The 23,450-nt window shown below is 43.9% G+C and carries 21 protein-coding genes and 1 pseudogene; 13 read left to right on the top strand and 9 right to left on the bottom strand.

Annotated elements, in window-relative coordinates; translation table 11 throughout:
• Window positions 1-26 precede the first annotated feature (26 nt).
• On the bottom strand, window positions 27-860 hold the full coding sequence (locus EZE20_RS22310; RefSeq protein WP_132121941.1) for a phosphogluconate dehydrogenase C-terminal domain-containing protein: 834 nt from the start codon (window positions 858-860) through the stop codon (window positions 27-29).
• Window positions 857-1,684: a sugar phosphate isomerase/epimerase family protein gene (locus EZE20_RS22305; protein WP_132121939.1), complete on the bottom strand. Its 828-nt coding sequence runs from the start codon at window positions 1,682-1,684 to the stop codon at window positions 857-859. The genes EZE20_RS22310 and EZE20_RS22305 overlap by 4 nt, the downstream gene beginning before the upstream one ends.
• Window positions 1,685-1,849: 165 nt before the next feature.
• On the opposite strand from EZE20_RS22305, the gene EZE20_RS22300 reads away from it, so the two are divergent.
• The gene (locus EZE20_RS22300; RefSeq protein WP_132121937.1) at window positions 1,850-2,728 is read left to right on the top strand and encodes an AraC family transcriptional regulator; all 879 of its coding nucleotides are present in this window, start codon (window positions 1,850-1,852) and stop codon (window positions 2,726-2,728) included.
• Window positions 2,729-3,277: 549 nt separating this feature from the next.
• Here the strand turns inward: EZE20_RS22300 and EZE20_RS22295 are convergent.
• Window positions 3,278-5,422: an ABC transporter permease gene (locus EZE20_RS22295; RefSeq protein ID WP_262709671.1), complete on the bottom strand. Its 2,145-nt coding sequence runs from the start codon at window positions 5,420-5,422 to the stop codon at window positions 3,278-3,280.
• Window positions 5,423-5,771: 349 nt separating this feature from the next.
• Window positions 5,772-6,461 carry a hypothetical protein gene (locus tag EZE20_RS22285; protein WP_132121935.1) on the bottom strand — a complete coding sequence of 230 codons (690 nt, stop codon included), beginning with the start codon at window positions 6,459-6,461 and terminating at the stop codon, window positions 5,772-5,774.
• 607 nt (window positions 6,462-7,068) lie between these two features.
• Here EZE20_RS22285 and EZE20_RS22280 point away from each other — a divergent pair.
• The 4 genes from EZE20_RS22280 (at window position 7,069) to EZE20_RS24305 (ending at window position 12,557) form a co-directional block, all read left to right on the top strand.
• Entirely contained in the window at window positions 7,069-7,641 is a 573-nt protein-coding gene (locus EZE20_RS22280) for a hypothetical protein (protein ID WP_132121933.1), read from the top strand.
• A gap of 328 nt (window positions 7,642-7,969) precedes the next feature.
• Window positions 7,970-8,764, top strand: a complete 795-nt coding sequence (locus tag EZE20_RS22275) for a hypothetical protein (RefSeq protein WP_132121931.1) — start codon at window positions 7,970-7,972, stop codon at window positions 8,762-8,764.
• Between the two features lie 227 nt (window positions 8,765-8,991).
• Window positions 8,992-11,544 (top strand): hypothetical protein, encoded by a 2,553-nt coding sequence (locus EZE20_RS22270; protein ID WP_132121929.1) that lies wholly within the window; start codon window positions 8,992-8,994, stop codon window positions 11,542-11,544.
• A 74-nt stretch (window positions 11,545-11,618) separates the two neighbouring features.
• Window positions 11,619-12,557: a hypothetical protein gene (locus EZE20_RS24305; protein WP_199879942.1), complete on the top strand. Its 939-nt coding sequence runs from the start codon at window positions 11,619-11,621 to the stop codon at window positions 12,555-12,557.
• Between the two features lie 117 nt (window positions 12,558-12,674).
• On the opposite strand, the gene EZE20_RS22260 is transcribed toward EZE20_RS24305, so the two are convergent.
• Together EZE20_RS22260 and EZE20_RS22255 are read right to left on the bottom strand one after the other, a co-directional pair.
• The gene (locus EZE20_RS22260) at window positions 12,675-13,055 is read right to left on the bottom strand and encodes an outer membrane beta-barrel protein (RefSeq protein ID WP_228713965.1); all 381 of its coding nucleotides are present in this window, start codon (window positions 13,053-13,055) and stop codon (window positions 12,675-12,677) included.
• 21 nt (window positions 13,056-13,076) lie between these two features.
• On the bottom strand, window positions 13,077-13,487 hold the full coding sequence (locus EZE20_RS22255; protein WP_132121925.1) for a porin family protein: 411 nt from the start codon (window positions 13,485-13,487) through the stop codon (window positions 13,077-13,079).
• A gap of 368 nt (window positions 13,488-13,855) precedes the next feature.
• Here EZE20_RS22255 and EZE20_RS22250 point away from each other — a divergent pair, with 368 nt between their 5' ends.
• From EZE20_RS22250 to EZE20_RS24685, 4 genes and pseudogenes are all read left to right on the top strand, one after another.
• Window positions 13,856-14,077: an antibiotic biosynthesis monooxygenase family protein gene (locus EZE20_RS22250; RefSeq protein ID WP_132121923.1), complete on the top strand. Its 222-nt coding sequence runs from the start codon at window positions 13,856-13,858 to the stop codon at window positions 14,075-14,077.
• A 17-nt stretch (window positions 14,078-14,094) separates the two neighbouring features.
• Window positions 14,095-15,336, top strand: a complete 1,242-nt coding sequence (locus tag EZE20_RS22245; RefSeq protein ID WP_132121921.1) for a Tm-1-like ATP-binding domain-containing protein — start codon at window positions 14,095-14,097, stop codon at window positions 15,334-15,336.
• A 19-nt stretch (window positions 15,337-15,355) separates the two neighbouring features.
• A complete protein-coding gene (locus EZE20_RS22240; RefSeq protein WP_132121919.1) occupies window positions 15,356-16,222 on the top strand; it encodes a phosphoenolpyruvate hydrolase family protein in 867 nt (288 codons plus the stop codon).
• Between the two features lie 291 nt (window positions 16,223-16,513).
• Window positions 16,514-16,831 (top strand): annotated as a pseudogene (locus tag EZE20_RS24685) (DUF1016 N-terminal domain-containing protein); the annotation flags it as partial.
• Between the two features lie 191 nt (window positions 16,832-17,022).
• Here the strand turns inward: EZE20_RS24685 and EZE20_RS22230 are convergent.
• Window positions 17,023-18,402 (bottom strand): replication initiation protein, encoded by a 1,380-nt coding sequence (locus EZE20_RS22230; RefSeq protein ID WP_132121917.1) that lies wholly within the window; start codon window positions 18,400-18,402, stop codon window positions 17,023-17,025.
• A gap of 1,521 nt (window positions 18,403-19,923) precedes the next feature.
• On the opposite strand from EZE20_RS22230, the gene EZE20_RS22225 reads away from it, so the two are divergent.
• Together EZE20_RS22225 and EZE20_RS22220 are read left to right on the top strand one after the other, a co-directional pair.
• Window positions 19,924-20,172: an AbrB/MazE/SpoVT family DNA-binding domain-containing protein gene (locus tag EZE20_RS22225; RefSeq protein ID WP_132121915.1), complete on the top strand. Its 249-nt coding sequence runs from the start codon at window positions 19,924-19,926 to the stop codon at window positions 20,170-20,172.
• On the top strand, window positions 20,160-20,486 hold the full coding sequence (locus EZE20_RS22220; RefSeq protein ID WP_317129194.1) for a type II toxin-antitoxin system PemK/MazF family toxin: 327 nt from the start codon (window positions 20,160-20,162) through the stop codon (window positions 20,484-20,486). Before EZE20_RS22225 ends, EZE20_RS22220 begins: the two co-directional genes overlap by 13 nt.
• Window positions 20,487-20,930: 444 nt before the next feature.
• On the opposite strand, the gene EZE20_RS22215 is transcribed toward EZE20_RS22220, so the two are convergent.
• Both EZE20_RS22215 and EZE20_RS22210 read right to left on the bottom strand, forming a co-directional pair.
• Complete coding sequence (locus EZE20_RS22215; RefSeq protein ID WP_132121911.1) at window positions 20,931-21,797, bottom strand: pirin family protein; 867 nt, start codon at window positions 21,795-21,797, stop codon at window positions 20,931-20,933.
• A 4-nt stretch (window positions 21,798-21,801) separates the two neighbouring features.
• On the bottom strand, window positions 21,802-22,176 hold the full coding sequence (locus EZE20_RS22210; protein WP_132121909.1) for a DoxX family protein: 375 nt from the start codon (window positions 22,174-22,176) through the stop codon (window positions 21,802-21,804).
• Window positions 22,177-22,271: 95 nt separating this feature from the next.
• Between EZE20_RS22210 and EZE20_RS22205 the strand changes: the two genes are divergently transcribed.
• The gene (locus tag EZE20_RS22205) at window positions 22,272-22,607 is read left to right on the top strand and encodes a winged helix-turn-helix transcriptional regulator (protein WP_132121907.1); all 336 of its coding nucleotides are present in this window, start codon (window positions 22,272-22,274) and stop codon (window positions 22,605-22,607) included.
• 38 nt (window positions 22,608-22,645) lie between these two features.
• Window positions 22,646-22,780, top strand: coding sequence for a hypothetical protein (locus EZE20_RS24570; RefSeq protein ID WP_262709669.1), 135 nt, complete (start codon window positions 22,646-22,648; stop codon window positions 22,778-22,780).
• The last annotated feature ends 670 nt before the right edge of the window (window positions 22,781-23,450 follow it).

Genomic DNA, 23,450 nt, shown 5'->3' with positions numbered 1-23,450 from the left:
TACGAGGCAGCGGAAAGACATCCGGTTCACTTTTGGGTGATGTCCCGGACCTGTTGACGAATGTCGTCCATTTCAAAAATTCGCTCCCAGCCTTCTTTGAATAAAATAGGCCTGGCACGTTTGGAGATTTTGTAGGCAGCGTCAGAAAAAGTACCATTGACCTCCTTAAAAAGTACCGCAATCTGAATCCGTAAATGTCCCAGGACAAAATCCCGGGCGGCAGCCTCGGGAACGCCAAGATCTACGATACGGTCGAATCCTTCCTTAACAACTTCCATACAGGTTTGGGCAAGTGTCTCGACCATGGCAGGTTCAAGAATCGCCATTTGTTCGAGGGTAATCCGGTGCGTTTCCAAAATCGGTGCATACATATCCTGTGCCACTTTTTCGCCCAGACTATAATGTTCTTCTGTGCCGTGCATGAGCGCCACCACGATGGATTGCCGGGCCGAAATTCCCCCGTAAAAGTCGCGGAAAGCCTCCTGGGTTGGCTCCCAGTTGAACACAGACGGGTGACAAGGGTGAGCGATGACATAGCCCAGATCATCGCGGTGGGCAATAACTCCATCCAATGGCGCCGCAGGATCCAGCGTCAGCACGAGTGCACCAGGCTTCATTTGCGGGATAATTGACTCCGATAAAGCCCCGATAGCGACATCCGGCAAGGCAAGAATTACCACATCGGCCTGGTGAATGCTGCTTTCGGGTGAACTAACCGTTACGCCCCGCTGGGCCAGTAGCTGCATTCCATTTTCACTGATTTCCAGATATTTTACTTCATAATCAGTTGATTTAAGAAAATTATCCGTCAGGCGGCAGCCCATTTTCCCGCCGGCACCTACCAAAGCTACATTTGTCATATGTGTTGTGAATAAAAGTTTAACGTATGTCTCAAAAAATGGACTCCTTTCAAGGCCCAGTCTCTTTCCTGCTGAATTGTATGATCAAGGTTTTCCACAAAGGGCGGCCACTGTTCCAGCGTTACGGATTGACAGCGGTCTGATTTGCCAAGGGTTTGAATCAGACTATCCAGGGAGATGATTCCGGTGCCCGGCTCGCACCCCTGAACCATAAAGCCCATTTTGTGGCCGACACGCTCTATTTGAATGTCTTTGTAGTGCAGGTTTAGGATGAATGGCAGCAGCGTGTGAAGGACCTGTTCCACTCCTTCTCCCGCCCGCAGAGAATTGCTCGTATCCAGGCATATACCTACCCACTCAGGATCAGTTTCCAAAATTATATTCAATAAGGAACTGGATGAAAAACGGTCATGGTTTTCCAGACTGAGCATGACATTTTCCGACCTGAAATGCGGCAGGACTTCCCCTATAATTTCAATTACAGATTCTTCATCGGGTTCATAGTCCGTGTCATCTATAACAACCCGCAAAAATGGTGAACGGGCCTGACGGGCAATTGACAGATAGTTTAACAGGTGTACTTTTTCAAGTCGCCGGGTACCTACTTCGAGCTGGATTGTCCGATCTTCTGCCTGACGAATATACTCCGTCAAAACGGAGGATGACAGGGCATGGAGCGGAAAATTATCGCCAATCTGAAAGCGCTGAACCTGATTTTGGGTACAGAATGTCATTAGATCCGACCAGCTCTTCGGCGTATCCGGCAGATATCCGGGTACTCCCACTGCCCAGGGAAACGTATAGGTGCTAATTCCTAAGTCCAAGTTTATCTTATTTTCTTTATGCAAAATTGATCACTTGTAGGCTCATACTTTTTCACAGTCTTTGCTAATTTTTGAACTATTTTACCTTGTTTCAAAAAAATTCATTCAGAAACGTTAGAATACTACCTATTCCGGTTTATGAGAATAGGCAATTAATTGATCAGCATGAGTACACCGAGTTACCGACTTATAAACCCGCAGGCCAATCGGTCTTTTGTTTTTAAATGGGAACCCTTTGATCTGACCACCCGGTGGCACTACCACCCCGAGTTGGAGTTAATCTATTTTATCGAAGGAAAAACCAATGGTGTCATAGGTGACGGATTTTGTGAATTCAATGCCGGCGATTTGGTGCTGCTGGGCTCAAATTTCCCGCACGTTCTGCAGCCAAATCCTGAATTTGAAAAGTACAACCAACAGGCAAAACCACTGGGGTTGATTATCCAGTTTACCGAAGATTTTCTCGGAAAGGATTTTTTGACAAAACCAGAATTCAAAGGAATTTCGGGGTTATTTGCCAGGGCAAGGCGAGGCCTGCAGTTTGGCGGAAAAACCAACGCTATGGTTTGCCAGGAATTAAGAAAAATGCCTCAGCAGTCTGACCCCATGAAGCTGCTGAGCCTGCTGCTGTCCTTGCTCCGGCTGTCGGAAAGTAGTGAGTTCAGGTATTTGACCAATCAAAACTATTACTTTGATTACAGCCGGGATGAGGAACGGATGTGGAAAATCAATCAGTACGTCTACACGCATTTTACCGAAAAAATCTCCATTGCTGATGTCGCTATGGTAGCCAATATGAGTGAAACTGCCTTTTGCCGATATTTCAAAACCAGAACCCTGAAAAATTTTACCAGATTCCTGAATGAAATTCGCGTAGCCTACGCCTGCAAACTACTTCAAAAAGCGGATTACAGTGTAACGAGCGCCTGCTTCGAATCAGGTTTTAATAGTCTGTCCTATTTTAACCGTCAGTTTAAACAGATAATGAACATCCCCCCGCATAAATACAGGCATTGGTCCCTAGCGGGAACTAAAGAAATATGAAATAAGGTAGTTGGTTTTTCAAAATTTTTCTCACCATTTGCACAAATCAACATTTGAAAGCTGGCAGCCCAAAGTAGATTCCGAAAACATGACTTGTACCCAGGATTCATTCCTCGTTCAGTATAAGCTGAGTTTGCAATTCTTTGAAGTTCAATTTATTTAACTACTGGTACCAGAAGATAACCTGCTTGACTGATGCACATTTACAAAGAAATCCAATGAATAGCCCACCACTAAGCTTCAATTGCTGGAAATGAGAGATTTAATACTCTTAATGCATGACGCCGTTTGTAGCGGGACACTGCAAAGCTTTCCAACAACAATTCCCATCTCACTCTTACTCAGTAGATTTACGTGAGCAAAAGTAGTTGTCTCACTCTCCCTTAAGGACTTTCACAGGATTGCTCTTTGCTGCTTTCAGGGTTTGTATGCCAATTAGGGGGAAAGCGATCAGAAAAACCACCAATACACCACCTAACAGCTCCATGAATTGTACCGGGGTATGATACGGGTAATTGGTAAGCACGACGTTAGTAAAGAACAGGTACGTTACAGGAATTGCGACCAATGCGGAGATGGACAGCAGATTAGAAAATTTCTGCTCAGTAATATAATCAGGTTTCCTGAGCTGGCTCCCATCACTTTACAAATACATATTTCTTTGAGTCTTGTTTCGGTTGTAAATACCACCATTCCCAATAAACCCATGGATGCGATTGAAATTGTTAGGAATGAGAGAAATGCTATAATTTGGATCATCGTGGAGAATTCACTGTAAGCCTCTTTTATTGCATCTTCATAAAATTCGGCTTTTAGAGGGTGCACCGGATCAATTTTTTTCCAGGTGGACTCAATTTTGTTCATCGTGGAGGCAAGGTCCGAGTTTTTTATTTTTGCATTAATTATGGCCTGATCCTGTGGTGTCCAGGACATGAATGCCACAGGCTCAATGATGTTTTCAAGCTTTCCATAGTGAAAGTCTTTTATAACCCCGATAATGGTCATCTTCTGGCTACGTACTTTATAATTACTGAAGGTTATTTCTTCTCCGATTGCCTGGCCTGGATCGGTGGCGCTGATGTTGAATCGTTTTAAAAACTGCTGGTTAACTATAATTTCCCGAACCCCTTCGGGGGTATTGGGTCTGGCAATAAAGTTTTCTCCGGCAACTAGTTTGTATTGGTGCAATGGCAGGTAGTTTTCATCCACGTGATTGGTCATCACCAAAGCTGAGTCACGTGAATCTTTGTACTTTATATAGCCACCCCAGGCATTCCCAACGCTGGTGATAATCATTGATTTGGACAATGCCGTAACTTCCGGCATCTCATTCAGTTCTTTCAAAAGCACATCGGGCTGGTTTCCCTGCATGGATATGTTCAATACGTTTTCCGTGTTAAAACCCAGATCGAAGGCAAGCATATTTTTGTACTGCACATAGCTTAGAAAAGTTGTAGTAATAAAAATCAGAGTTACGGTATACTGTATAATTACCAACGAGCGTCTAAGCGCCCGGTAGGAGAACATTTTTACAGACCTGCCATTTTTTAGCGCCTGAAGGGCACTGATTTTTGAAAAAAACAGGGCAGGTAACAATCCGGCCATTCCGCCCACAAGTACCGAAAAAACAAGAAAGGCTGCGACCACTGACGGCGTAAGTTCGAGTTTTACTGTTTGCTGCATTTGGGGAGCCAGGTTGATGAACTTTGGCCTCAGGAAAAGAAAAAAAAGAAATGAAAAAAGTAGTGCGGACAGAGAGATCAAGATGGCTTCGGACATAAATTGTTGCCAGACCTGACCGCTGCCGGCACCAATGGCTTTCCGCAGACCCACTTCTTTAAACCGTCGCATAGCCCGGGCAATCGATAAATTGGTATAATTGAAACAGGCTGACAAAATAACGATGAAAGCCAGCCCCCCAAGGATCCATAGGAGAGATCCAGAAATGTGAGGTCCTTCTGAACCACTCATTGAGCCCGAATGAAGCTTTTCACCCACTACGATTTTATGCAATGGAAGTAATTCAAGTTGAATCTCCATTCTTTCTTCGGCCCGATTTTCCTCCATTGCAATTTCATTGAGCTTGGACTGAATATCATCCACATTTGCATGTTCAGCCAGTAGAAGGTAAACCGAATTCCCATACATGTTCGACCATTTTTCAAAATTCATGTCGTTTTTGTGGAGCTGTTGGGCCGTGGAAAGCGAGACCAGCGCTTCAAAATTGATATGCGAAAAGAAAGGAACATCCTTCATGATCCCGGTTACCTGATAATCGATTGAATCAAACCTGATGATCTGGCCCATGGCCTGGCTGCTGCCGAAGATTTTTCGGGCAGTAGACTCGGTCAGCACAACTGTGTAAGGATCTTTCAGGGCTGTGTCAGGATTTCCTTCCAGCATCGGAAATGTAAAGATTCTAAACAAAGACGGTTCGGCCCACATTCCCCTGATGGGTAGTACTTTGTCACCAACGCTTGCGTCCTGCACGAAGTCCCTGCGGACGATTGTTACCTGCTGAACATCGGCAATTTTCTGACGGATAAGCTTTGAGGTGGATGAGTACTTGCCGTCCTGTTCTGCTTTAAATTTGGCAATGCTGGTAATGCGATAAATCCGTTTACCATTTTCATTAAATCGATCATAAGTTAGCAAATCATGCACAAACGCAATTAGTAACAGCCCGACAGACATACTGATGGAAAGACCAAGAATATTTATGCCTGAAAAAAATTTGTTGCGCCTCAGGCTGCGTGCTGAGGTCTTGAAAAATTGGTGCACAAAGATGGGTGACCCAGCGGGAAAAGAACAGCACGGGTGTGGTGGTAGCCAGGTCGGTCGGGCTTTGGGTTAAGGAGGAAATATGGAGTAAATCCCGGACATGGTCCAGGGCCTTCAGAATCATCACGATCCCCCGGACTACATCAATTGAAACGATTCGATTGTTAACAACCGCATGGGTGCGTGGTGGAACTTGATTCATCATTCTACATCGAATTGTTACGGTGATTTCAGGCGTTTACCCGTCAGCCCCTGGTAGATCTCACTGTTTGGTAATTTTAAGATCGGCGAAATAGCCTTCGGTACCCACATCAACCCACAAACCAATGCCTGTTGACGGCTCTGATGTTGATGTTCCTGGGCCATGTTTCAGGTCTTTAACCAGCAGTGCCGGTTGTTTAGCATCGTTCAGGAAAAGTTTGGCTTCTGAGCCGTTCACTACGATTCTCATCGTAATCCATTCGTTCAGGGCCATGTCGGCATACGATTCATAACGCTCCGGTGATTCCTTCCGCAAACGATCAAATTTGTAATCGGGGTAGGAGAAGTACTGAATGGAATGATTGCGACGTACCTGATCTGGTGCACGACCGTTGGTGGGACGGATATAGATATTCTCGAAGCTGGAATTGGCCTGGTTGATCCGAAACGCAATTCCGATAAAGCCACGGGCCATTTCCGGTGCATTTTTCAGGAGTCGGCTCAGTACTTTCACCTCAATGGTACCATTGGTAAAATCGACACCGTTGAGCCGCACAAAGGTGGGCTCGTCAAACTTTTGTACCGCACTGTCTTTGACAACCCGGATAGCTTCTTTACCCAGTATTCGCTCAATTGACATCGACACCTGAATGGGCGACAGTCTGTCCTTGGAGGGCAAAATGCGTTGCGCTTGAGTCTGGATAGAAATACATAGCAGACTAAAGGTCAGAATACACAGGATTTTTGTCATTTGGATTATATAATTACTCATAAACATTCAACCAGGATAAGCCAGCAATTTTACCAGCACCCAGATTGTTTTCCAGATACTAGTCGGCCTGGTTCTGATCTAAACCAAAGACCTGGCCGATGGTAAGATTCACTTCACCCTTTTCCAGGTGTTCTAGCAGACCTTCAGATCTAAATTAAATCAAAAAAAATATTAATTAGAAATAGTCTTACATAACCTGTGTCAGACAATCAGAATATAATAGCAAACGGGAGATGGCCTATTGATTACACTTGAACATTTTTTCTGACTAATGCATTGTGCTTGTCTTTTTCAGTCAGGCAAAAAATCCAATTCCATCCAAAAATAAAGCTGGATTAACGGATGCCTAAGATTTTCTGGCTTAGGATACCGAAGAAATCTTTAAGGATGGCGCTGAATTTGAATACAGCTGAACTGTACCAGGCCAGATTTTTCCGACCCGTGACCTATTGCTCAGACCACAGCCGTCCGAACTCTAATTCTGCCCCACTTTTTAGTGAAGCCATTTGTAACAAATAAATACAAAAAATGATTTTGATTTATATAACAATCCGTAACTTTACCTGCGTATAACCATCATCTATTTATGAAAAAATTTACCCTCTTTGCTTTAGCTTTGTCATTTGCATGTGTGGCAGTCAATTCCTATGCACAGGATGGAATAACTGCCAATCACAACGTGGACATCTCCATTCCTGAGGTGGCACTTTTGGATATCGAGTCATCCGGTACCACTGCCATCACCTTCGCCTTTACGGCACCTACCGAAGCCGGTCTGCCGATTCAGGCACCTAGCCCCAACACTCAGCTTTGGCTGAACTATTCTACTATTAGTCAACCCTATACTATGGACGGACCAGCTACACGTAAAATTTCCGTAAAGCTGAATGGTACTACCTATGGTGTTGATCTTCTCCTGGCTGCTGCTACCTACACGGGGTCAGGTGCAGGAGACTTTGGAACACCTGAGGCCAACCCCATAACGCTGACTGAGAACGACCAGGATCTTATCACCGAAATAGGAAGTTCGTATACAGGAGATGGCACCAGCAACGGGCATCAGCTTACTTACTCGCTTAGTTTCCGTGGATCTAACTATAGCCAGTTGGAACAAGGAACATTTGGTACAAACGTTGTCTATACTATTTCAGACAACTAAGCATTTTTTTTCTCAGTCGAGCTGGTCAATCGGTTTTTAAGCATAACACGAGGTAAAATCCCCCCGAGAAAGGGGATTTTACCTCGTGCCCAATTCAGTTACATCATTGGACTGAGAATAGCTGCATTACACCTTCAATACTTTAAAGAATCTAACTTTCTGCGGATTTGTAACTTTCTTGCTTGAATAGCCTGGCTGCGTTTTGAGACAGCAGAAAGACTAACTGATTGGTGGTTACGGGTTACTTCTGACTAATGCTTTTCGATGGGCGTGTGGTCCAGCAAACATGCAAATTTGTAGCTGAATAATATAATTTAGATAAATAACTATGTCAAAGAGAATCCTATTTCTTTTCTTTTTAGCCGTGCCGGTTCTGTCTGCAAAGGCAGGCATTTTTGTGCTCAACGGGCTTACCCATTTGTACAAAGTAGAAAATGGACAGGTACTAAAAGGGAAGGTACAAATACAAAATACAGCTGACCATCCGCAGGACGTAAAAATTTATTTGCAGGACCTTAGCTATTTTGCCGATGGCCGCACTTTATACATCGATCCGCAAACCAACGAAAAAAGCAACGCTGGCTGGGTGAAATTGAATACTAACCTTATTACCCTGAAAGGCAAAGAGAAACTCGACATTTTCTACGAAATTACCGTTCCGCAGAATGTGACCGATATAGGTACCTATTGGAGTGTGCTAATAATTGAGCCAACGCAAATAATAGAGTCTGCCAAACAAACGGGGGTGACCATTACCAATACCATGCGGTATGCTATTCAGCTGATTACGAATGTTCAGCCCGAAAAAGCAAAAACAGATCTGAATTTTGAACGGGTAGACATAGAAATAAACGGCACAAATCGGGAAGTGAAACTGGCAGTTGCCAACAAGGGGACACTCTACACCAGACCGGTTGCTGGCATCGAAATCTTTGACCGCATAACCGGCAGTAAAGTCGGGTCCTTTCAAAGCGGGCCAATGGGATTGCTGCCCAGTACCTCCAAAATGTTTACGATTGACATCAGCGCCGTGAACCCCGGCAACTACTCTGCCGTACTGCTGCTTTCCGACCAAAACGATAATGCCTTTGCGATGAATATAGATCTGGAATTAAAGGAGTAAGGTATCTCTTTCACCAAGGTGTAATTGTCAAAGGAATAAACTAAGTATAAAAATTTATAACCAAAAGCTACAAGTGCTTCACTAACTAGGTGTTTAAAATCTGGGTATTCTGTTTTTTCTTTTTATGCTCGCGGTTTCTTTTTGCGCAAACCAGTCAAAACGAAATCGTACAACCGGGTACGGTCACGTCGGTTTCGTTTAAGCTGGAGAACGCCTTGGCAATTGATATGACTTACCTGCTTACTGTGGAAAGCTCCGCTGACGGCATCACTGCGTTGCGTAGTAGCAGTACCATTGTGGTGGAAGCACACACGGAAAAACTGTATATTGTACCGATCCGTATTGCGCAGCAGGTACCCCAGGGCAATTATACCGTTTGGCTAAAAAGGACCAATAAAGATGGAGTCCAATCCATCCAATCGAAGGAATTAGCCGTTGCGGGGGTACGTAAACTTACGCTTACTCCTACCCACTCGTCCGATTATGTGAAAGCCGGCGCCCGGATAACGGCAAGTTTTCTGGCAAAAAATAGCGGCAATATGCCCGAAAAACTCACCCTGACGGCAGATCACGCAAGTATAGACAGTGGCGCGGAGATGACGCTGCTGCCGGGAGAATCAAAAACTATTATGGTTTCCAAAAGTACCGATGCCGCTATTGAGGCCACAATGTATCAGGTTCTGCACCTTTCTGCCAAGGTCGATGCCAAAACGCATTACGATGCATATAGTACTGTGCGAATCATACCGATTGCCGCAAAAGAAAATGACGTATTTTTCCGTCTGCCGGTATCACTTTCCCTCAGCTACATTGGAAGCCGGAATCGGGGGAGTTATCAGGGAGGGTACCAGGTAGAAATGTACGGAAATGGCAGCCTTTCGAAAGAAAACAAAGATATGCTATCCTTTCACATGGTAACTCCTGGTCCGGTGCCCTTCAACGCATTTACTCCCTACGAACAATATTTTGTAACCTACCAAAAAGGCGGGTTGTATGCGTACCTTGGTGACAAAAGCTATACAGCCTCCTACCTAACCGAAAATGCGCGGTATGGACGGGGAGCAGAACTTAGCTACACGTTTGGGAAAGTTATTCTGGGTGGTTTCTACAATCGTCCCCGCTTTTTCAGGGATATTAAAAACGAAGCGTCGGTATACGCCAAATATCAGCTCAACAGGCAGACCGAAATGACGATAAGTTATCTTTACAAAATGCCTGTAACCGGCGTAGTGGGAGCACATCTGCCTTCCATTTCCGCCACAACCAAATTACTAAAAAATACAGAATTGCAGGGAGAGCTTGCCTATAGCAAAAATGGCAAAGCCGAAGGGGTAGCTTTTAGAACGCAAGTTCAAAGGTCGATTGAAAAACTTCTCTTTGGCCTTACGTTTATGAAGGCCTCAACGAACTTCGCCGGCTATTTCTCAAATTCCCATTCCGGAATGGCCAATGTGGCGTTTAGAGCCTCCAAGAAGGTAAATATGTATGCAAATTACCGACAAGATGCCAGAAACTATAAAAAAGATACTTTGTATGGCGTGGCTCCTTACCGAAACCATTTTCAAACGGGCCTGCAGTACAATTACCTAAAAAACAGCTCACTTAAATTTTTTGGCGGTTTTCAAAAATACGAAGACCAAATGCCAGTAAAACAGTACAATTACGACGAAGTATTTCTAAAAATAAACCTCGACCAGCGAATTAATATGTTTAGGCTGGATATGGGCGGACAAGTTGGTAAAACCAACAATTACCTCTCGGAATTTTCCGGTCTGTCCAAACAGTATTTCACAAACATTGGCTTTGCGAAATTAACGACCAGCGTCAACTTTTATGCTAGTTATGCACAGACTGCCCGCTACCAGATCAAAGACCAGAAAAACATCAATTATGGAGCCAGGCTGACAAACCGTTTTGGGAGAAATGCTAACCTGAGTATTTTCTACCAAAACAACTATATGCCCGAAGAATCGTACAGAGACCGTAATCTTTTTGAAATGAGGTACCATCAGCAAATCCTAAAAAACCACGAACTGGATGTAACAGCCAGGTACACCCTGCAACCTAATCAACCTAACAACAAGGATTTTATTCTTTCACTCCGGTATCTATGGCGCATAAATGTTCCCATAAAAAAAATTGCCAAATACGCAACGCTTTCAGGGACCATTGCCAATTTGGGTACAGCCAAAACGGATGGCATCAAATTATGGCTTGGCAATCAAAGTGCCGTTACCGACTCCAATGGACATTATCGCTTCAAAAACATTCCGCCCGGCCAGTATTATCTGGAAATTGATCGAATAACGACAGGCCTGACCGACATTGCCGATACCTTGTTGCCTTTGGCAATACATCTGACCAATAAAGAAACCATTCTTAACTTTGGACTTTCCAAAGCTGCCAAAATTGCAGGAACCGTGCAGGTGGACCAAGCCGGCAACGAAGGACAATCTATCTATGATCCGTTTCTGGCTAAGAATGATCCAAAGAGAGCCGAGAGCCTTATAGTTGAGGCATCCAATGGTACACAGCTCTACCGAAAAATAGTAACTATTGGCCAGGAGTTCGATTTTACTTATCTGCGCCCGGGCAACTGGAAAGTGAAAGTTTACAGAAACGGACTCGACAAACGCTACAAAATTGCCAGCGAGCTGTTTGATGTGGACTTGCAGCCGGACGAAACCAGGGCTCTTACTATCAGAATCATCAGACAGCAGCGAGAGATAAAATATCAGCAGGAATCCTTAAAGGTGGGGTATAACCAAGGCGATAAATGAAAAGCATTGTCTTCATACTCACTCTGCTCTTAATTGGTGTATATGCCAATGTTTTTTCACAAACAAACATGCAAATGGTTAGTGTAAGCTTACCCGAGGTTGCTATGCTGGATGTAGAAGGATCAGACGTTACCCTGGAATTTGGAAGACCAACCAATGCCGGAGCTCCCATTGTAACCCCAACAAACAACGCAAAGTGGCTCAATTATACGTCTGCCGTGGCAGCTGGCAGTACGCGCAGCGTAGCTGTTTCGATAAGCCAAACGATTCCCGGGCTTGATATAAAATTGCAACCGGTTGCTGCGCTGGGGGGCAACGGAACTCTCGGAACGCCCGCATTGCCGGTTACTCTTTCCACTAATCCGCAAACAATTATCAGTGGTATTGGGGGAGGTTATACAGGAAACGGTACCGGTAATGGGCATCAACTTCTGTTCTCGGCTGTGCCCAACAACTACGCCGATATTACGGCTTCCGTCCATACCCTTTCCGTTATCTACACCATTAGTGACGATGGAGCCTTTCCCTCAGAAATAGTCCCTGTAACGGTCAACAATGTCCCAAACTCCGTAACCATCCCAACGATTACAGAAGCAGGAAACGATTATGGAATGCCAACGCCTAACGGTAACCCAATAATCCTGAATTATACTTTTGACAATGATATGCTTTCATCGCCCGGCGCTGACCTGTTTGAAAGTGGCAGCATTAAGGTAAAGATGCAGTACGATCCAACAACCACATGGGATCCCTCTCTTCACCTTTACGCACAACGAAATGGAGGAAGTGCTTCGCTGGCGGCTGCAAGTTACTCTGGCGGCTTTCCTTATGTTGAAATCCCCGGAGCGACAAGTGTACCCTTTTTCGATTTAATCTGGAATGACCAATCAACGGAGCCTGGCACAACTGTGACTTATTCGGATATTCCTGTATCCATACAGCTAAGTGGAGTTTCGGTACTTATTCCTGCGGCTACCTATTCGGCGCAAATACTATTTGTTGCGGAGAAATAGACGAGGTTTATCTGCCACATGGGAGAAATGCGGCGTTAGTGGACCAATTTAGTATTGGTTTCCTCATAGGGCATAAATCAGTTACTTCAAGATGGTGCCTGAAAATTAGCGGAATCCCTATTCCCCAAACCAATAGCCTACCGTCAGGGCGAGCGTCCGGTTGTAAGCTTTACCTATATCCGGGTTGTTTCCCTCGGGGAGAATGCGCATCAATCCGTAGCTGTAGTTAACTCCAACCTGTATGTTATCCTTCTCTACGCCTAAGACGGCGTTCAGCCCGTAGTCCATGCGCTTGAAGGCCTTGAGTATGTATGAATCTTGGTTTTCGGAAGTAAACTGAATTTTTCGGTCTTCCCAATCATCTGAATCTGATTTTGTATTTGCGGTGATGCCGATTCCGGCGTAGGGACCTGCGCCACCATACCACCGCCAGGATTTACCGATATTCGCTTTGTATAGCAACACGACGGGTATTTCGGTGTAGACAAGCCTGAAAATTAGTATAGTATTCCCCGTTCTTTACCCAGCCTGATCCCGAGTATCAAGATCCACGCTGAAACCTTTGGCATTGATCAACAGGGCGGGTTGGATTGAAAAATGGGGACTTAAACCAAAATCTGCAAGCAGCCCGAGTTCGTATCCTGGTATAGGATCAGTGTCAAACAGAGCAAATCGAATTTTAGATGCATTGACGCCTCCCTTTACGCCAAGACGTACCTGCGCAAAGGCTTGACTACTGATGGTGAGGCTGACTACAAGGAGTAATAAGGCGAAGCTTCGATTCATGCTCATGATGGCAGGAGTTTCGTTGTTAAAGCTAAACGTGGCAATGCCAAATTGTATTTTACTGACTTGCTTGTTTCCAGGCTGATAAAATAGAAAAACAAGAGAAAATCCAGCCATACATTTTCGGCCTTCGTTCTTGGACACGCCTGGCTTTTAGAGGTTCTCGTTACAAGTGAACCTCCGCCGCGGAGGGCCGCTTATAAAACCTCTGCAAGTAATGGGTTGATAAATTTATTGAAACAAGTAAGAGTAACGTGTATGATTGATTGTCATACACTAACCTATTTATTCCGGTCAAACCGAATTAGTGAAGTCCTGAACGGTATATTTAAAAGAGAATACGTTTTAGATTTTTATCTGTATGAAGCAAGGCCTATTCTGAGTCAAATTCAAGGATTGGTACTACATTTACAAAACCATAGAATGAATAATCCAGGTGCAAAATACCTACTGATTTATGGCATGCGGACAGGCCGGTTTTGTAAGAGGAAATCCTATTTTGTTTTAATACTATGAAGGAAATGGTAGGGCATAAATACGGCCTGCAGGAGAGGGAATTTGGCCTTTCCAACAGCCCGGAAGGTCTCAAGGATGGATTTACCTGTGGTTCTTTGATGACTTTCGATCGTCTGACATCCAGTAACAACTACCTCCCCCATCCCGTAGATGAGCACGCAAAAACGATTGTAGTTCCCTCTTCCGGAACGGGTGGTTTTTGTAACATAATTGTTTAAAAAACCGGATTAAAGTTATGTTTTCAAATGAAAAATACGTGCTTGTTCTGGGATGTTTTGATTCAAAAGGTGACATTTTTAGCCTATTGATCGAAAAAATCCTTTCGTATCAGGAGCGGGTCATTACCATCAATACCGGAGTTTACGGGACAAATGATGCATTTAGGGTTGATTATGAAGCGGATACTGTTGCCCGGGAAGGCGGGTACGAGCTGGCTCACCTTCAATCCGAAGGGGATCGTGGAAAAGCCATTGAAGTGATGGGCCGCGGTGCTACTGTGATTGTTGCCCGGTTAGTTGCCGAAGGAAAAGTAAAGGCCGCCGTGGGAATGGGAGGAGGTGGAGGTACTTATATTGTCCTGGCTGCCATGCAGCCGATTCCCCTGGGCATTCCCAAAGTGTGCCTGAGCACGGTAGCCTCCAAAGACCTCTCACGTCAGGTTGGACATAAAGATGTTACCTTAATTTCCTCGGTTGTGGATGTGGCAGGCACTAATCACATCCTCAATGCCCTGGTGGTACAAACGGCTGCTGCGGTTTGCGCCATGGCGAACGTGCCACCTAATAAGGATCCTGGATCAATCGGCTCAATTGCCATCAGCATGTTTGGTAATACAACGGCCTGCGTGGATAAATGCACGGTATTATTGAAACAGGCCGGGTATGAAGTCATGGCCTTTCACGCTACGGGGGCAGGTGGAAGAACCATGGAGGCACTCATCCGTGAAGGTAGTTTTGATGCGGTTCTGGATGTTACCACCACCGAGTTAGCCGATGATCTGTGTGGAGGTATATGCAGCGCCGGGCCCACAAGGCTCACAGCGGCAAGTGAAATGGGCCTGCCGCAGGTAGTCGTACCCGGTTGTTTGGACATGGTTAACTTTGCGCAGCTTGATACGGTTCCCGCGCACTACCAGAACCGGCATTTGTATAGCTGGGCACCGGACGTCACCCTGATGCGGACAAGCGTGGAAGAGAACCTGATTTTGGGACAAAAGCTCGCTGTACGCGTCAGCGAATCAAAGGCTCCGGCGTCGATCGTCATCCCGCTACGTGGCCTCTCACAGGTCGATTCACATGGGGGTATTTTCTATAAGCCCGAGGCAAATGCGGCACTTTTTCGCTCGATCAGGGAACACGTGGCAGAACATGTCAGCCTGTATGAATTAGACATGCACATCAATGACACGGCATTTGCCAAAAAGCTTGTGGACATTCTGCTTGAACTTTTAGTTAAAAAGAATACATTTAACCAGTAAAAACATATCATCATTTATTATGCCTAATCCATGGACTGGTAAGGGAAATCCCTACACCAAGCAGGAAGTACGGGATCGTTTACGTCAAACCCTTGATCAGGGTAAAGCGCTCATTGCGGCAGGTGCCGGAACGGGTATCAGCGCCAAATTTATTGAAAAAGGTGGCGCCGACCTGATCATCATCTACAATTCAGGCCGCTTCAGAATGGCTGGCCACGGTTCTACGGCAGGACTGATGGCTTATGGAGATGCAAATGCCGTAGCAATGGAAATTGGAGAGTTTGAAGTACTCCCCGTGGTTGACGAAATCCCCGTGATTTGCGGGGTGCACGGTTCAGATCCCCGCCGCCGGATGTGGCATCATCTCTTGAAAGTAAAAGAAATGGGCTTTTCGGGGGTCAATAACTTCCCTACTCACTGTATTGTAGACGGACAGTTTCGCCAGGTCCTGGAAGAAACCGGAATGGGGTTTAGCAAAGAAGTGGAAATGATTCGTTTGGCAACGATGATGGATCTGTTTTCCATTGTCTACGTCGCCACGCCCGATGAAGCCCGCAGAATGGCGGAAGTAGGCGCAGACGCCATTGTAGCTCACGTCGGCACCACCATCGGCGGCTCCATCGGTGTAACGGGTGCTTCCTGTTCAATGGAATACGCCATTGAGCGGACACAGGAAATCGCCGATGCTGGCCGGGAAGTGAATAAGGACATCTTTTTCTTTGCCCACGGCGGTCCGGTCAATACACCACAGGACGTGCGAGATATCCTGAGTAAAACCGATATTCATGGTTTTGTGGGTGCATCCTCACTCGAACGCATGGGCGTAGAGCAATCCCTTTTGGACCTTACAAGAGAATTTAAGGGAATCCAATACGGCGGTAGCTGACGCGTGATAATAGATAAATCCAGTGTCCTTTGGTATCAGTGGGAAGGGCGTTTTAACTGGCCTACTGTGTATTCCTGTCAATTTATTGGGCCGGAATCTGGTTCCTGATGCCGGCTTTGAGGAAATCCGGGAAAAACCCTGTGGGTTATAACAACACAGGGGCGAGGGATTGAACAATACGTTAAAAATTGGTATGTTTTTACGGGTGGTACAGAGTGGTTGTATGCTAGCTTAGCGGCAAATTTTAATTTTGGATAGTTCTCTAAGTTGTGAGAGTTACAGGTCGCCAAGTCGCTGGCCGGGCAGCTTACCGAAGCGTATGGCAAAGGGTGCGGCGAGAAACAACTGCGGAAATGCATGCAGTTTGCGGCTTTTTTTTCCGATGAGTCAATTGTATACGCAGTGTGTATACAATTGAGCTGGACACACCTACGGCTGATCAGCTACAAGGATATTTCCTCAAAACGTGTTTTCTACATGGAAATTTGTATTCATGAAGTGTGGAGGGTGCGAACCTTCGGGGAGCGTATTCAATTGGACTTTAACTTCGTTGGATTCAGACCTGGTAGAGCAATTCCGTCTGAGGAAGTTTCCATTGTCCTTCCATGACCAGTCACTAGGTATATGTAAATAATCGCGAGCTGAATTAATTTAGACGTACTAACTATCCAAATACTGTATGCAGATAAGCTGCGAAATAATAGAAACTGCCAAATCTTTAAGGAAATAGTAACGAAATAATAACGATATAAAGTTATTATATAGTAATCTCGCTCGCTCCCTCCTCACTTCAAATGAAACTAATCTTCTATATGAGGCAAATTTTCGAAAAATTTCGGAAACAGCGATGCAGCAATATCGACCAAAATACCAGATAAAGCGGGATCTGCCATATTTTCCGTCAATGAAAGATGATCCTTATAGTAGGAACCAAATAAACCGCGCTTCAAATGTTCAAGAATAACAACCGTGGCCTGCTGATTCTCTTCGATCAACTCCTCAAATCGGGAAACTTTTTGCCGGTGAGCTTCGGCACGAGATAGGTCCGGTTCTTGTGTTGCAGCATTTGGACCCGAAACGGAACGGGATTTTGCACTTTGCTTATGACTGGGTTTAGTACTTTCGGCTTTTGTTTCCACCAAATCCGGTATGGCAACCATTTTTTGCAGGTATGCTCCTACGTTTTTTACCTTCCCCCGTTCCACCTGTTGAAGTGCGTATGCTACCCCACGTCGAATTTGCTCAACCGAATAGTGTTCAATCCAATGACTGACCGTTGTCTCTGAAACATACTGACGGATCGGCTGATGTATTTCCTGCAACAGGTTGTCATGCTTTTCCTGCTGCTGCACAACCTCAAATTCCTGAAAATCTTCCTCCTTTTCCTCCCCGGAGCTGGAATCCAATTCGGACTTTTTACTAGTCCGGGTTTTTGAAATCTTGGTACTTTCCTTGCCCTCAATGTGAAAGACAACAGATTCTACCGCACGTCCGTTTTTTAATTCTTCCAGGCGCACAATTTTCAGGTCCGTGTTCTTTTCCAGGTCAAGCATCCCCTTTTTAAGAATCTTCTGTTTGAAATTTCCATACATCGGATATTCATGCTTTTCAATGGCCAGAATCTCCCGAAGTCGCTCCACGGTATAGCTTTTCTTACGGTTTCCCAAATTATACTGATGCTTAAGGATGAAATAGAGTTTCATCGAATAGGGACTTTGCACATTCTTTACATTGCGAATGTCGATAGTCAGGTATTCCCGCTGAAGCTGAATCAAATACGGTTTTAACTTTGGATTGAACTTGACAATTATACGATTTTGCTCACTCTCTTTGACTGGCTCACTTGTCTCGTCAATCAGGTGGATCGTGGTTTTGTAAACCTGACCATCTGCTTTGGTTTCCAAAATGACAAATTTCTTATTGAACAACCGATCAGCTGCTTCCCGCACCGCTTCATAATACCGGCCGTCATCGCCCAGTGAAAAAAGCTTGATAACATCCTGCGTTCTGATTTCGTATTCCTCAAAGTCCTTATCCTCAGGCAGAACCATTGTCAGCATGGTCATAAACACACGGAATTCATGAATATCCATTCGGGAAGTGGCTTCCACCAATCCCCGATTCCCTCCCTGCATTCTTACCAGGTAGCGATCCTGTAAGTTACTTTTCTTTCTAGCCATGTACCTGCTGTGGTCAAAATTGTCCAACGCTTTACAAAAATAGCGATCTTTTTATTATAACAAATATTGTACTCTGTTATAGTTAAGATTGTCCCGTGAAATTGGTTATAGCTCTCCGTGAAATCGGTTATAGCTCTCCGTGAAAATAGTTATAGTTCTCCGTGAAATCGGTTATAGTTACCGTGAAATTGGTTATAGTTAGCCTTGTATATATCTCATTATCAATAAGATATAGCGCCTCTAAAGACAAAAAGAACAAAATGTAAAAAAAACAAAACAGCGTTGTTGGTTTACTAAAAAGATTAGGAAGAAAAAATTTCAGATCGTGTAGCAATTTTTAAATTTTTAGCCCGAAAAAATCCTAATTAATCTAAAAGTATCTTTATTTTCATAAACGAAGGGAAAAATAACACGTAGTTTCTCCGTGAAATCGGTTATAGTTCGTGAAATTTAATTTTCTCATCCTCCGTGAAATTGGTTATAGTTGGGGCAGAATTAACCTGAAAGTCCTCCGTGAAATCGGTTATAGTTCGTGTAAATCCAACCCGATCATCTTCCGTGAAATTGGTTATAGTTCACGAAAATCTATCCTGCCTGCCTTCCGTGAAATTGGTTATAGTTCGAAAAGATATATCCTGCCAGTTTCCGTGAAATTGGTTATAGTTCGTAAAAATGTATCCTGCCGTTCTCCGTGAAATCGGTTATAGTTCGTGCATACCTCCCCTACTGCTTTCCGTGAAATTGATTATAAATCGGGTAAATTCAGCCCCACTCATTCTCCGTGAAATTGGTTATAGTTGATGCAGCGGTATTTTCTGTAAATCGGCAAATTGCACGGTAAGCACCTTTCTGATTTTCGGTATTGTTTATCGTCATTATTCAGATATTTCCCTGACTGCTCTCAAAAGACATATGGTAAGTATCACATATATAACCTGTTGATCTCGACAACCCATTCATAAATATCCATCGATCCAGGCTTCACCGGCATGGAAAACCCAGCCGAAGTGGTCAAATTCTGACTTCATATACTTGCGCTAGTGAGCATTGAATGTAGATATCTTGTGAAAAATCGAATACCCAATTTTCTGTAAAAGATGTCACACCCCACCCTACTTTCAATGAAATCCAGATGCATAGTTCTTCCGTTTGCGCTTTTCCACTTCGAAGCGGCGCTGACGCTTTGGATCTTCAAAAACCGTCCTGCCGTGGTGTCTGTCCGTTTCCAGTTTATCTGCCAGGCTCTATATTCCTATAATTTCCTCCATAAATTCGTAAATTTAAATCTTAGTATACGTTCATTAATTGCAGGTCCATTAGGGAAATGGGAAGATACTATGCTGATGGTAATGAAAAACCTTATACAAAAGTTGTGTAGATTTTGTGTTCAGCCGCCCCTGTCCTTTCTTTAAATTCAACTTACGATAAAGATCTGTTGTTGAAAAGGATAGTCTCCTGGAATCAAATGTTATAACTATTTTTTATAAATTTGAGCTATTATTAAGTTAATGTTATAACATTATGAAAACAAATATCATAAATATTGGAAATAGCCAGGGTATAATTATTCCCTCAGTGCTACTAAGAAAGCTCAATCTGTCATTTAAATCGAGTGTTGAGGTGGAAGTTGAAAACGGTTCAATTATTATTAAACCAGTTCCAAGGCAAGGTTGGGCAGAAGCAGCAATTCAAATGAACGTAGCCGAAGATGACAAGCCTTTATTAGAAGATAGTATGACTGACTTTAATAAAGAGGAATGGACATGGTAAAACAGTATGAAGTATACTGGATTTCATTGGATCCTACACAGGGTAGTGAAATTGCCAAAACTCGGCCATGTGTTATCATCAGTCCTGATGAACTGAATCATTCTTTACGGACTGTCATCATAATACCCATTATATCTACCATAAAAAAATATCCGTGGCGTGTGGATTGTATCATTCAAAATAAGGATGGATCCATTGCAACAGATCTGATCCAGGTAGTAGACAAGACCAGGTTGGGTGCTAAAATCTGCACTTTATCTGCAATAGAGATGAAAGAATTGAAGCAGGTATTACAGGAAATGTTTGTTGATTAGGAAATTCTTTCGGCCATTCTTAATTTTTGATAAAATTAAAGGTACAGGCCTTTGTCCATTTTGTTTCCAAATCCGCCGGTATCCCAGGGAAAATTGGGAAATGACCTGAGGAGGCTTTGAAATTTGTCTTTCTTTTTTGAACCTAAGTCGAAGCAAATTCTGCAAGCCTTACCACCTAAAGGTTGCGATTTGGTGAGTGTGTGATAAATGAAAAATTATGACACCAGGCAGATTGCCCGAAAGTCGGTGGTTTTGTTAAGTTATTCGGCCAACTATGCCGAATAAGATGTTGTTTGTAGTACCCAATTTTGCTCAACAGATTTGAAGTAAAGTAAGCGGAGTTTTGCAGAAGGCTGTAGCATTTGCGAAGATCAGGCTAACAGCAAGTCTGAGGGCATAATTTTCCTGCAAAGGTCCGCTTACTTATATGGCGTGATTATATATTCAAACTTTCTGAGCATAGACGATTTTTTGCCTGGTGGGCAGGTTGTTCAAATGGGGCATTTCACCATTTCTGTATTCTTTGTACAAACGTGCAATATCTTCCATCTGGTCGCCAATAAAAGGCCCGTAAGAGACAATAGGGACTTGGTGTGCCCTGGCAGCGTACACGATAAAATGCGTTTGGTCTGAGGTGGAAGTAAACGTAATTTCACTCTCCAACGCTCCCACTGGTTTGTCCAGCCATCCTGCCTGACCTGCTTCAATGGTTTTGTATCCTACACATACGACACCGCTTAATACATAAATCAAACCAATATAACCTGGCGGCAATATCTGTGAAACGCTTTGATTGGCCTTTATTTTAAAATCCACCAACGTTAGCGGTGTATGGTTTTGTAGGGGTGAAACCAATCCGTTACTTGCTCCGCTATACACCAGGATTTGGTAATCATCGGTTTGGATAGTAGGTACATCTTCCAATTCTATTTTTTGCCAGAACGGCTCCGTCCACCGTTTCTGGGGTGGTAAAGCCAACCACACTTGCAGAATGTGCAGGTTTTGTTCAGAAGTAATTTCTTCGGTATGGACAATCCCTTTTCCTGCAGTCATCAATTCAAAGCTTCCCGTCTTCCAATCTTTTTCATTTCCTTTCAAAACCAGCGTAAGTGTTTCAAATCCTGCGTGCGGATGAGCACCGCCAACAGCTTCACCCCCTGAAAGATTGAGTAAATCATCCATGAATAAGATAAATGGATCGGATTCGGAATACGGCATTCCGTTCAATACCGCCGAAGCCCTGTGACCAGTGCCCAAAAACCCCTGATGCCAGGGACTTTGGGTGATTCTTGATATGGTTCTTTGTAACATTACCTTAATTTTTTGGTGTAAGTAATCTCTGTTTTAGTTCAGGAAAGCGGATAAATGCCGTTACCCACAAAACAATTTGAATAATGACAGCCATAGCTATTGATTCCTGATGTTGCAGGTGTGTGACAATAGCGCCCCCCATATATGCAACTAGCAGGAGCGTTCCTAAAATTGCAGTTCGTGGGATTAGAAACAGGATCAACGAAATAATTTCGATAATTCCGATGAACAAATACGTACCTGCATCAATTCCAATGGATGATGCCTGGGTAATGGCCGCCTGGTTTTGGGTGAGCTTCATGAAGGCGCTCATCGTAAACAGAAGTGCCAAAAGGATGGTCAATGCCCAGCCCGTGATTTTGATTGTTTTTTGTGACATGAATTTAATTTTTGATTGTGATGCAAATTTCAGGATTAATACTATAGCTTTGTTATTTGTTACAAAAAGGATAGTACTTACAAAAAGGATAGTATATGGAAAAACATACAAAAGAAACCTGCGCTAAATCAAAGCTTGCCATAAGGGATACGCTCGATGTGGTGGGTGGAAAATGGAAATTGGTTTTGGTTTCGGTATTGCGAAGCGGTAAAAAAGGGTTCAATGAACTTTCAAGAGAAGCGGGAATATCTCCGCGTATTTTGTCCAAAGAATTGCAGGAGCTGGAAATGAACGGATTGGTAAGCCGGCAAGTATGTAATACCAAACCGGTTACAGTTCAGTACGAATTAACGGATTACAGCCAAACGTTGAATGATGTATTGAAAGCCATGGAAAAGTGGGGCAATCAGCACAGGCAAAAATTATATTAGGAGAATAAATTTTTACCTGATTTACAGATCCGGCAGCTGTGTTTCCAGCGCCTTCAATGCCCGAAACGCCTGGCATTCGCCTGGTGACTATCCGGCAAGCCCGACTGCGCATCCGGCGTAAGTTGGGTTTAACTAATGTCACAGAGATTGAGCAGCTTGTGGCGGTGACTTAAAAGGCTTCAAATCTAAAAATTTACTGCTACTCCCCTCTCCTTATCTGGTTTTCCTGAGGGCGCTTGTAAGTGGATTGGCTTAAACTATGCTGTAGTTTTTCCTTTTTTTGAAAATCCAGAGCCTGAACGTGTTCCAACGAAATTGTTGATTTTGTTCAGATCAGTACCCCACATTTTAGTCAGCAGTAATTCAGTATTAATCCGCCATAGTTCTATTGTGTTGGTTTACTCATCTACACCCGGACAGGCAAGAACCCTTTCCCCTTTTACAGCAAATAGGAAATGTCTAAGAATTTACCTTTCCTGGATTAATTCCTGTTTTTCCCATTTGGAAAGTCTACTACCATGGACATCGATCAATACACTCAATTGCTGTTGAAAGGATGTTATTAAAATCCTGGGACCATTTTCTGTTTAGTCCTATTTGCAAACGCCTCTAATTAAAAATTGTCCCCTCCCCTACTTTCGAAATTTAATTCTCGCAGGACTTTTCGCTACGCTTCCGTAGCCAAACCTTTGCCCAGCTTCTGACCCGGGTAAATTATACTCTTTTTAGATCAAGGTACGAAATGTCGAGCGTCCTGTTATCCTTTCCCGGCCCGGAATGATTTCTATTTCCAGCTCCATGAGTCCTTTCTTAAATTCATTCCATCCAGTGCTTTGTGCCAGC

The organism is Arundinibacter roseus (assembly GCF_004348825.1).
In the GTDB taxonomy this organism is placed as follows: Bacteria; Bacteroidota; Bacteroidia; order Cytophagales; family Spirosomataceae; genus Arundinibacter; species Arundinibacter roseus.
This window is presented reverse-complemented; position numbering and strand designations above follow the sequence as displayed.

Excerpts from the sequence above, each read along its gene's own strand:
- EZE20_RS22310 (WP_132121941.1), bottom strand. The coding sequence starts at position 860 with ATGACAAATGTAGCTTTGGTAGGTGCCGGCGGGAAAATGGGCTGCCGC.
- EZE20_RS22300 (WP_132121937.1), top strand. The coding sequence starts at position 1,850 with ATGAGTACACCGAGTTACCGACTTATAAACCCGCAGGCCAATCGGTCT.
- EZE20_RS22295 (WP_262709671.1), bottom strand. The coding sequence starts at position 5,422 with ATGTCTGTCGGGCTGTTACTAATTGCGTTTGTGCATGATTTGCTAACT.
- EZE20_RS22285 (WP_132121935.1), bottom strand. The coding sequence starts at position 6,461 with ATGACAAAAATCCTGTGTATTCTGACCTTTAGTCTGCTATGTATTTCT.
- EZE20_RS22280 (WP_132121933.1), top strand. The coding sequence starts at position 7,069 with ATGAAAAAATTTACCCTCTTTGCTTTAGCTTTGTCATTTGCATGTGTG.
- EZE20_RS22275 (WP_132121931.1), top strand. The coding sequence starts at position 7,970 with ATGTCAAAGAGAATCCTATTTCTTTTCTTTTTAGCCGTGCCGGTTCTG.
- EZE20_RS22270 (WP_132121929.1), top strand. The coding sequence starts at position 8,992 with ATGACTTACCTGCTTACTGTGGAAAGCTCCGCTGACGGCATCACTGCG.
- EZE20_RS24305 (WP_199879942.1), top strand. The coding sequence starts at position 11,619 with ATGGTTAGTGTAAGCTTACCCGAGGTTGCTATGCTGGATGTAGAAGGA.
- EZE20_RS22250 (WP_132121923.1), top strand. The coding sequence starts at position 13,856 with ATGAAGGAAATGGTAGGGCATAAATACGGCCTGCAGGAGAGGGAATTT.
- EZE20_RS22245 (WP_132121921.1), top strand. The coding sequence starts at position 14,095 with ATGTTTTCAAATGAAAAATACGTGCTTGTTCTGGGATGTTTTGATTCA.
- EZE20_RS22240 (WP_132121919.1), top strand. The coding sequence starts at position 15,356 with ATGCCTAATCCATGGACTGGTAAGGGAAATCCCTACACCAAGCAGGAA.
- EZE20_RS22230 (WP_132121917.1), bottom strand. The coding sequence starts at position 18,402 with ATGGCTAGAAAGAAAAGTAACTTACAGGATCGCTACCTGGTAAGAATG.
- EZE20_RS22225 (WP_132121915.1), top strand. The coding sequence starts at position 19,924 with ATGAAAACAAATATCATAAATATTGGAAATAGCCAGGGTATAATTATT.
- EZE20_RS22220 (WP_317129194.1), top strand. The coding sequence starts at position 20,160 with ATGGACATGGTAAAACAGTATGAAGTATACTGGATTTCATTGGATCCT.
- EZE20_RS22215 (WP_132121911.1), bottom strand. The coding sequence starts at position 21,797 with ATGTTACAAAGAACCATATCAAGAATCACCCAAAGTCCCTGGCATCAG.
- EZE20_RS22210 (WP_132121909.1), bottom strand. The coding sequence starts at position 22,176 with ATGTCACAAAAAACAATCAAAATCACGGGCTGGGCATTGACCATCCTT.
- EZE20_RS22205 (WP_132121907.1), top strand. The coding sequence starts at position 22,272 with ATGGAAAAACATACAAAAGAAACCTGCGCTAAATCAAAGCTTGCCATA.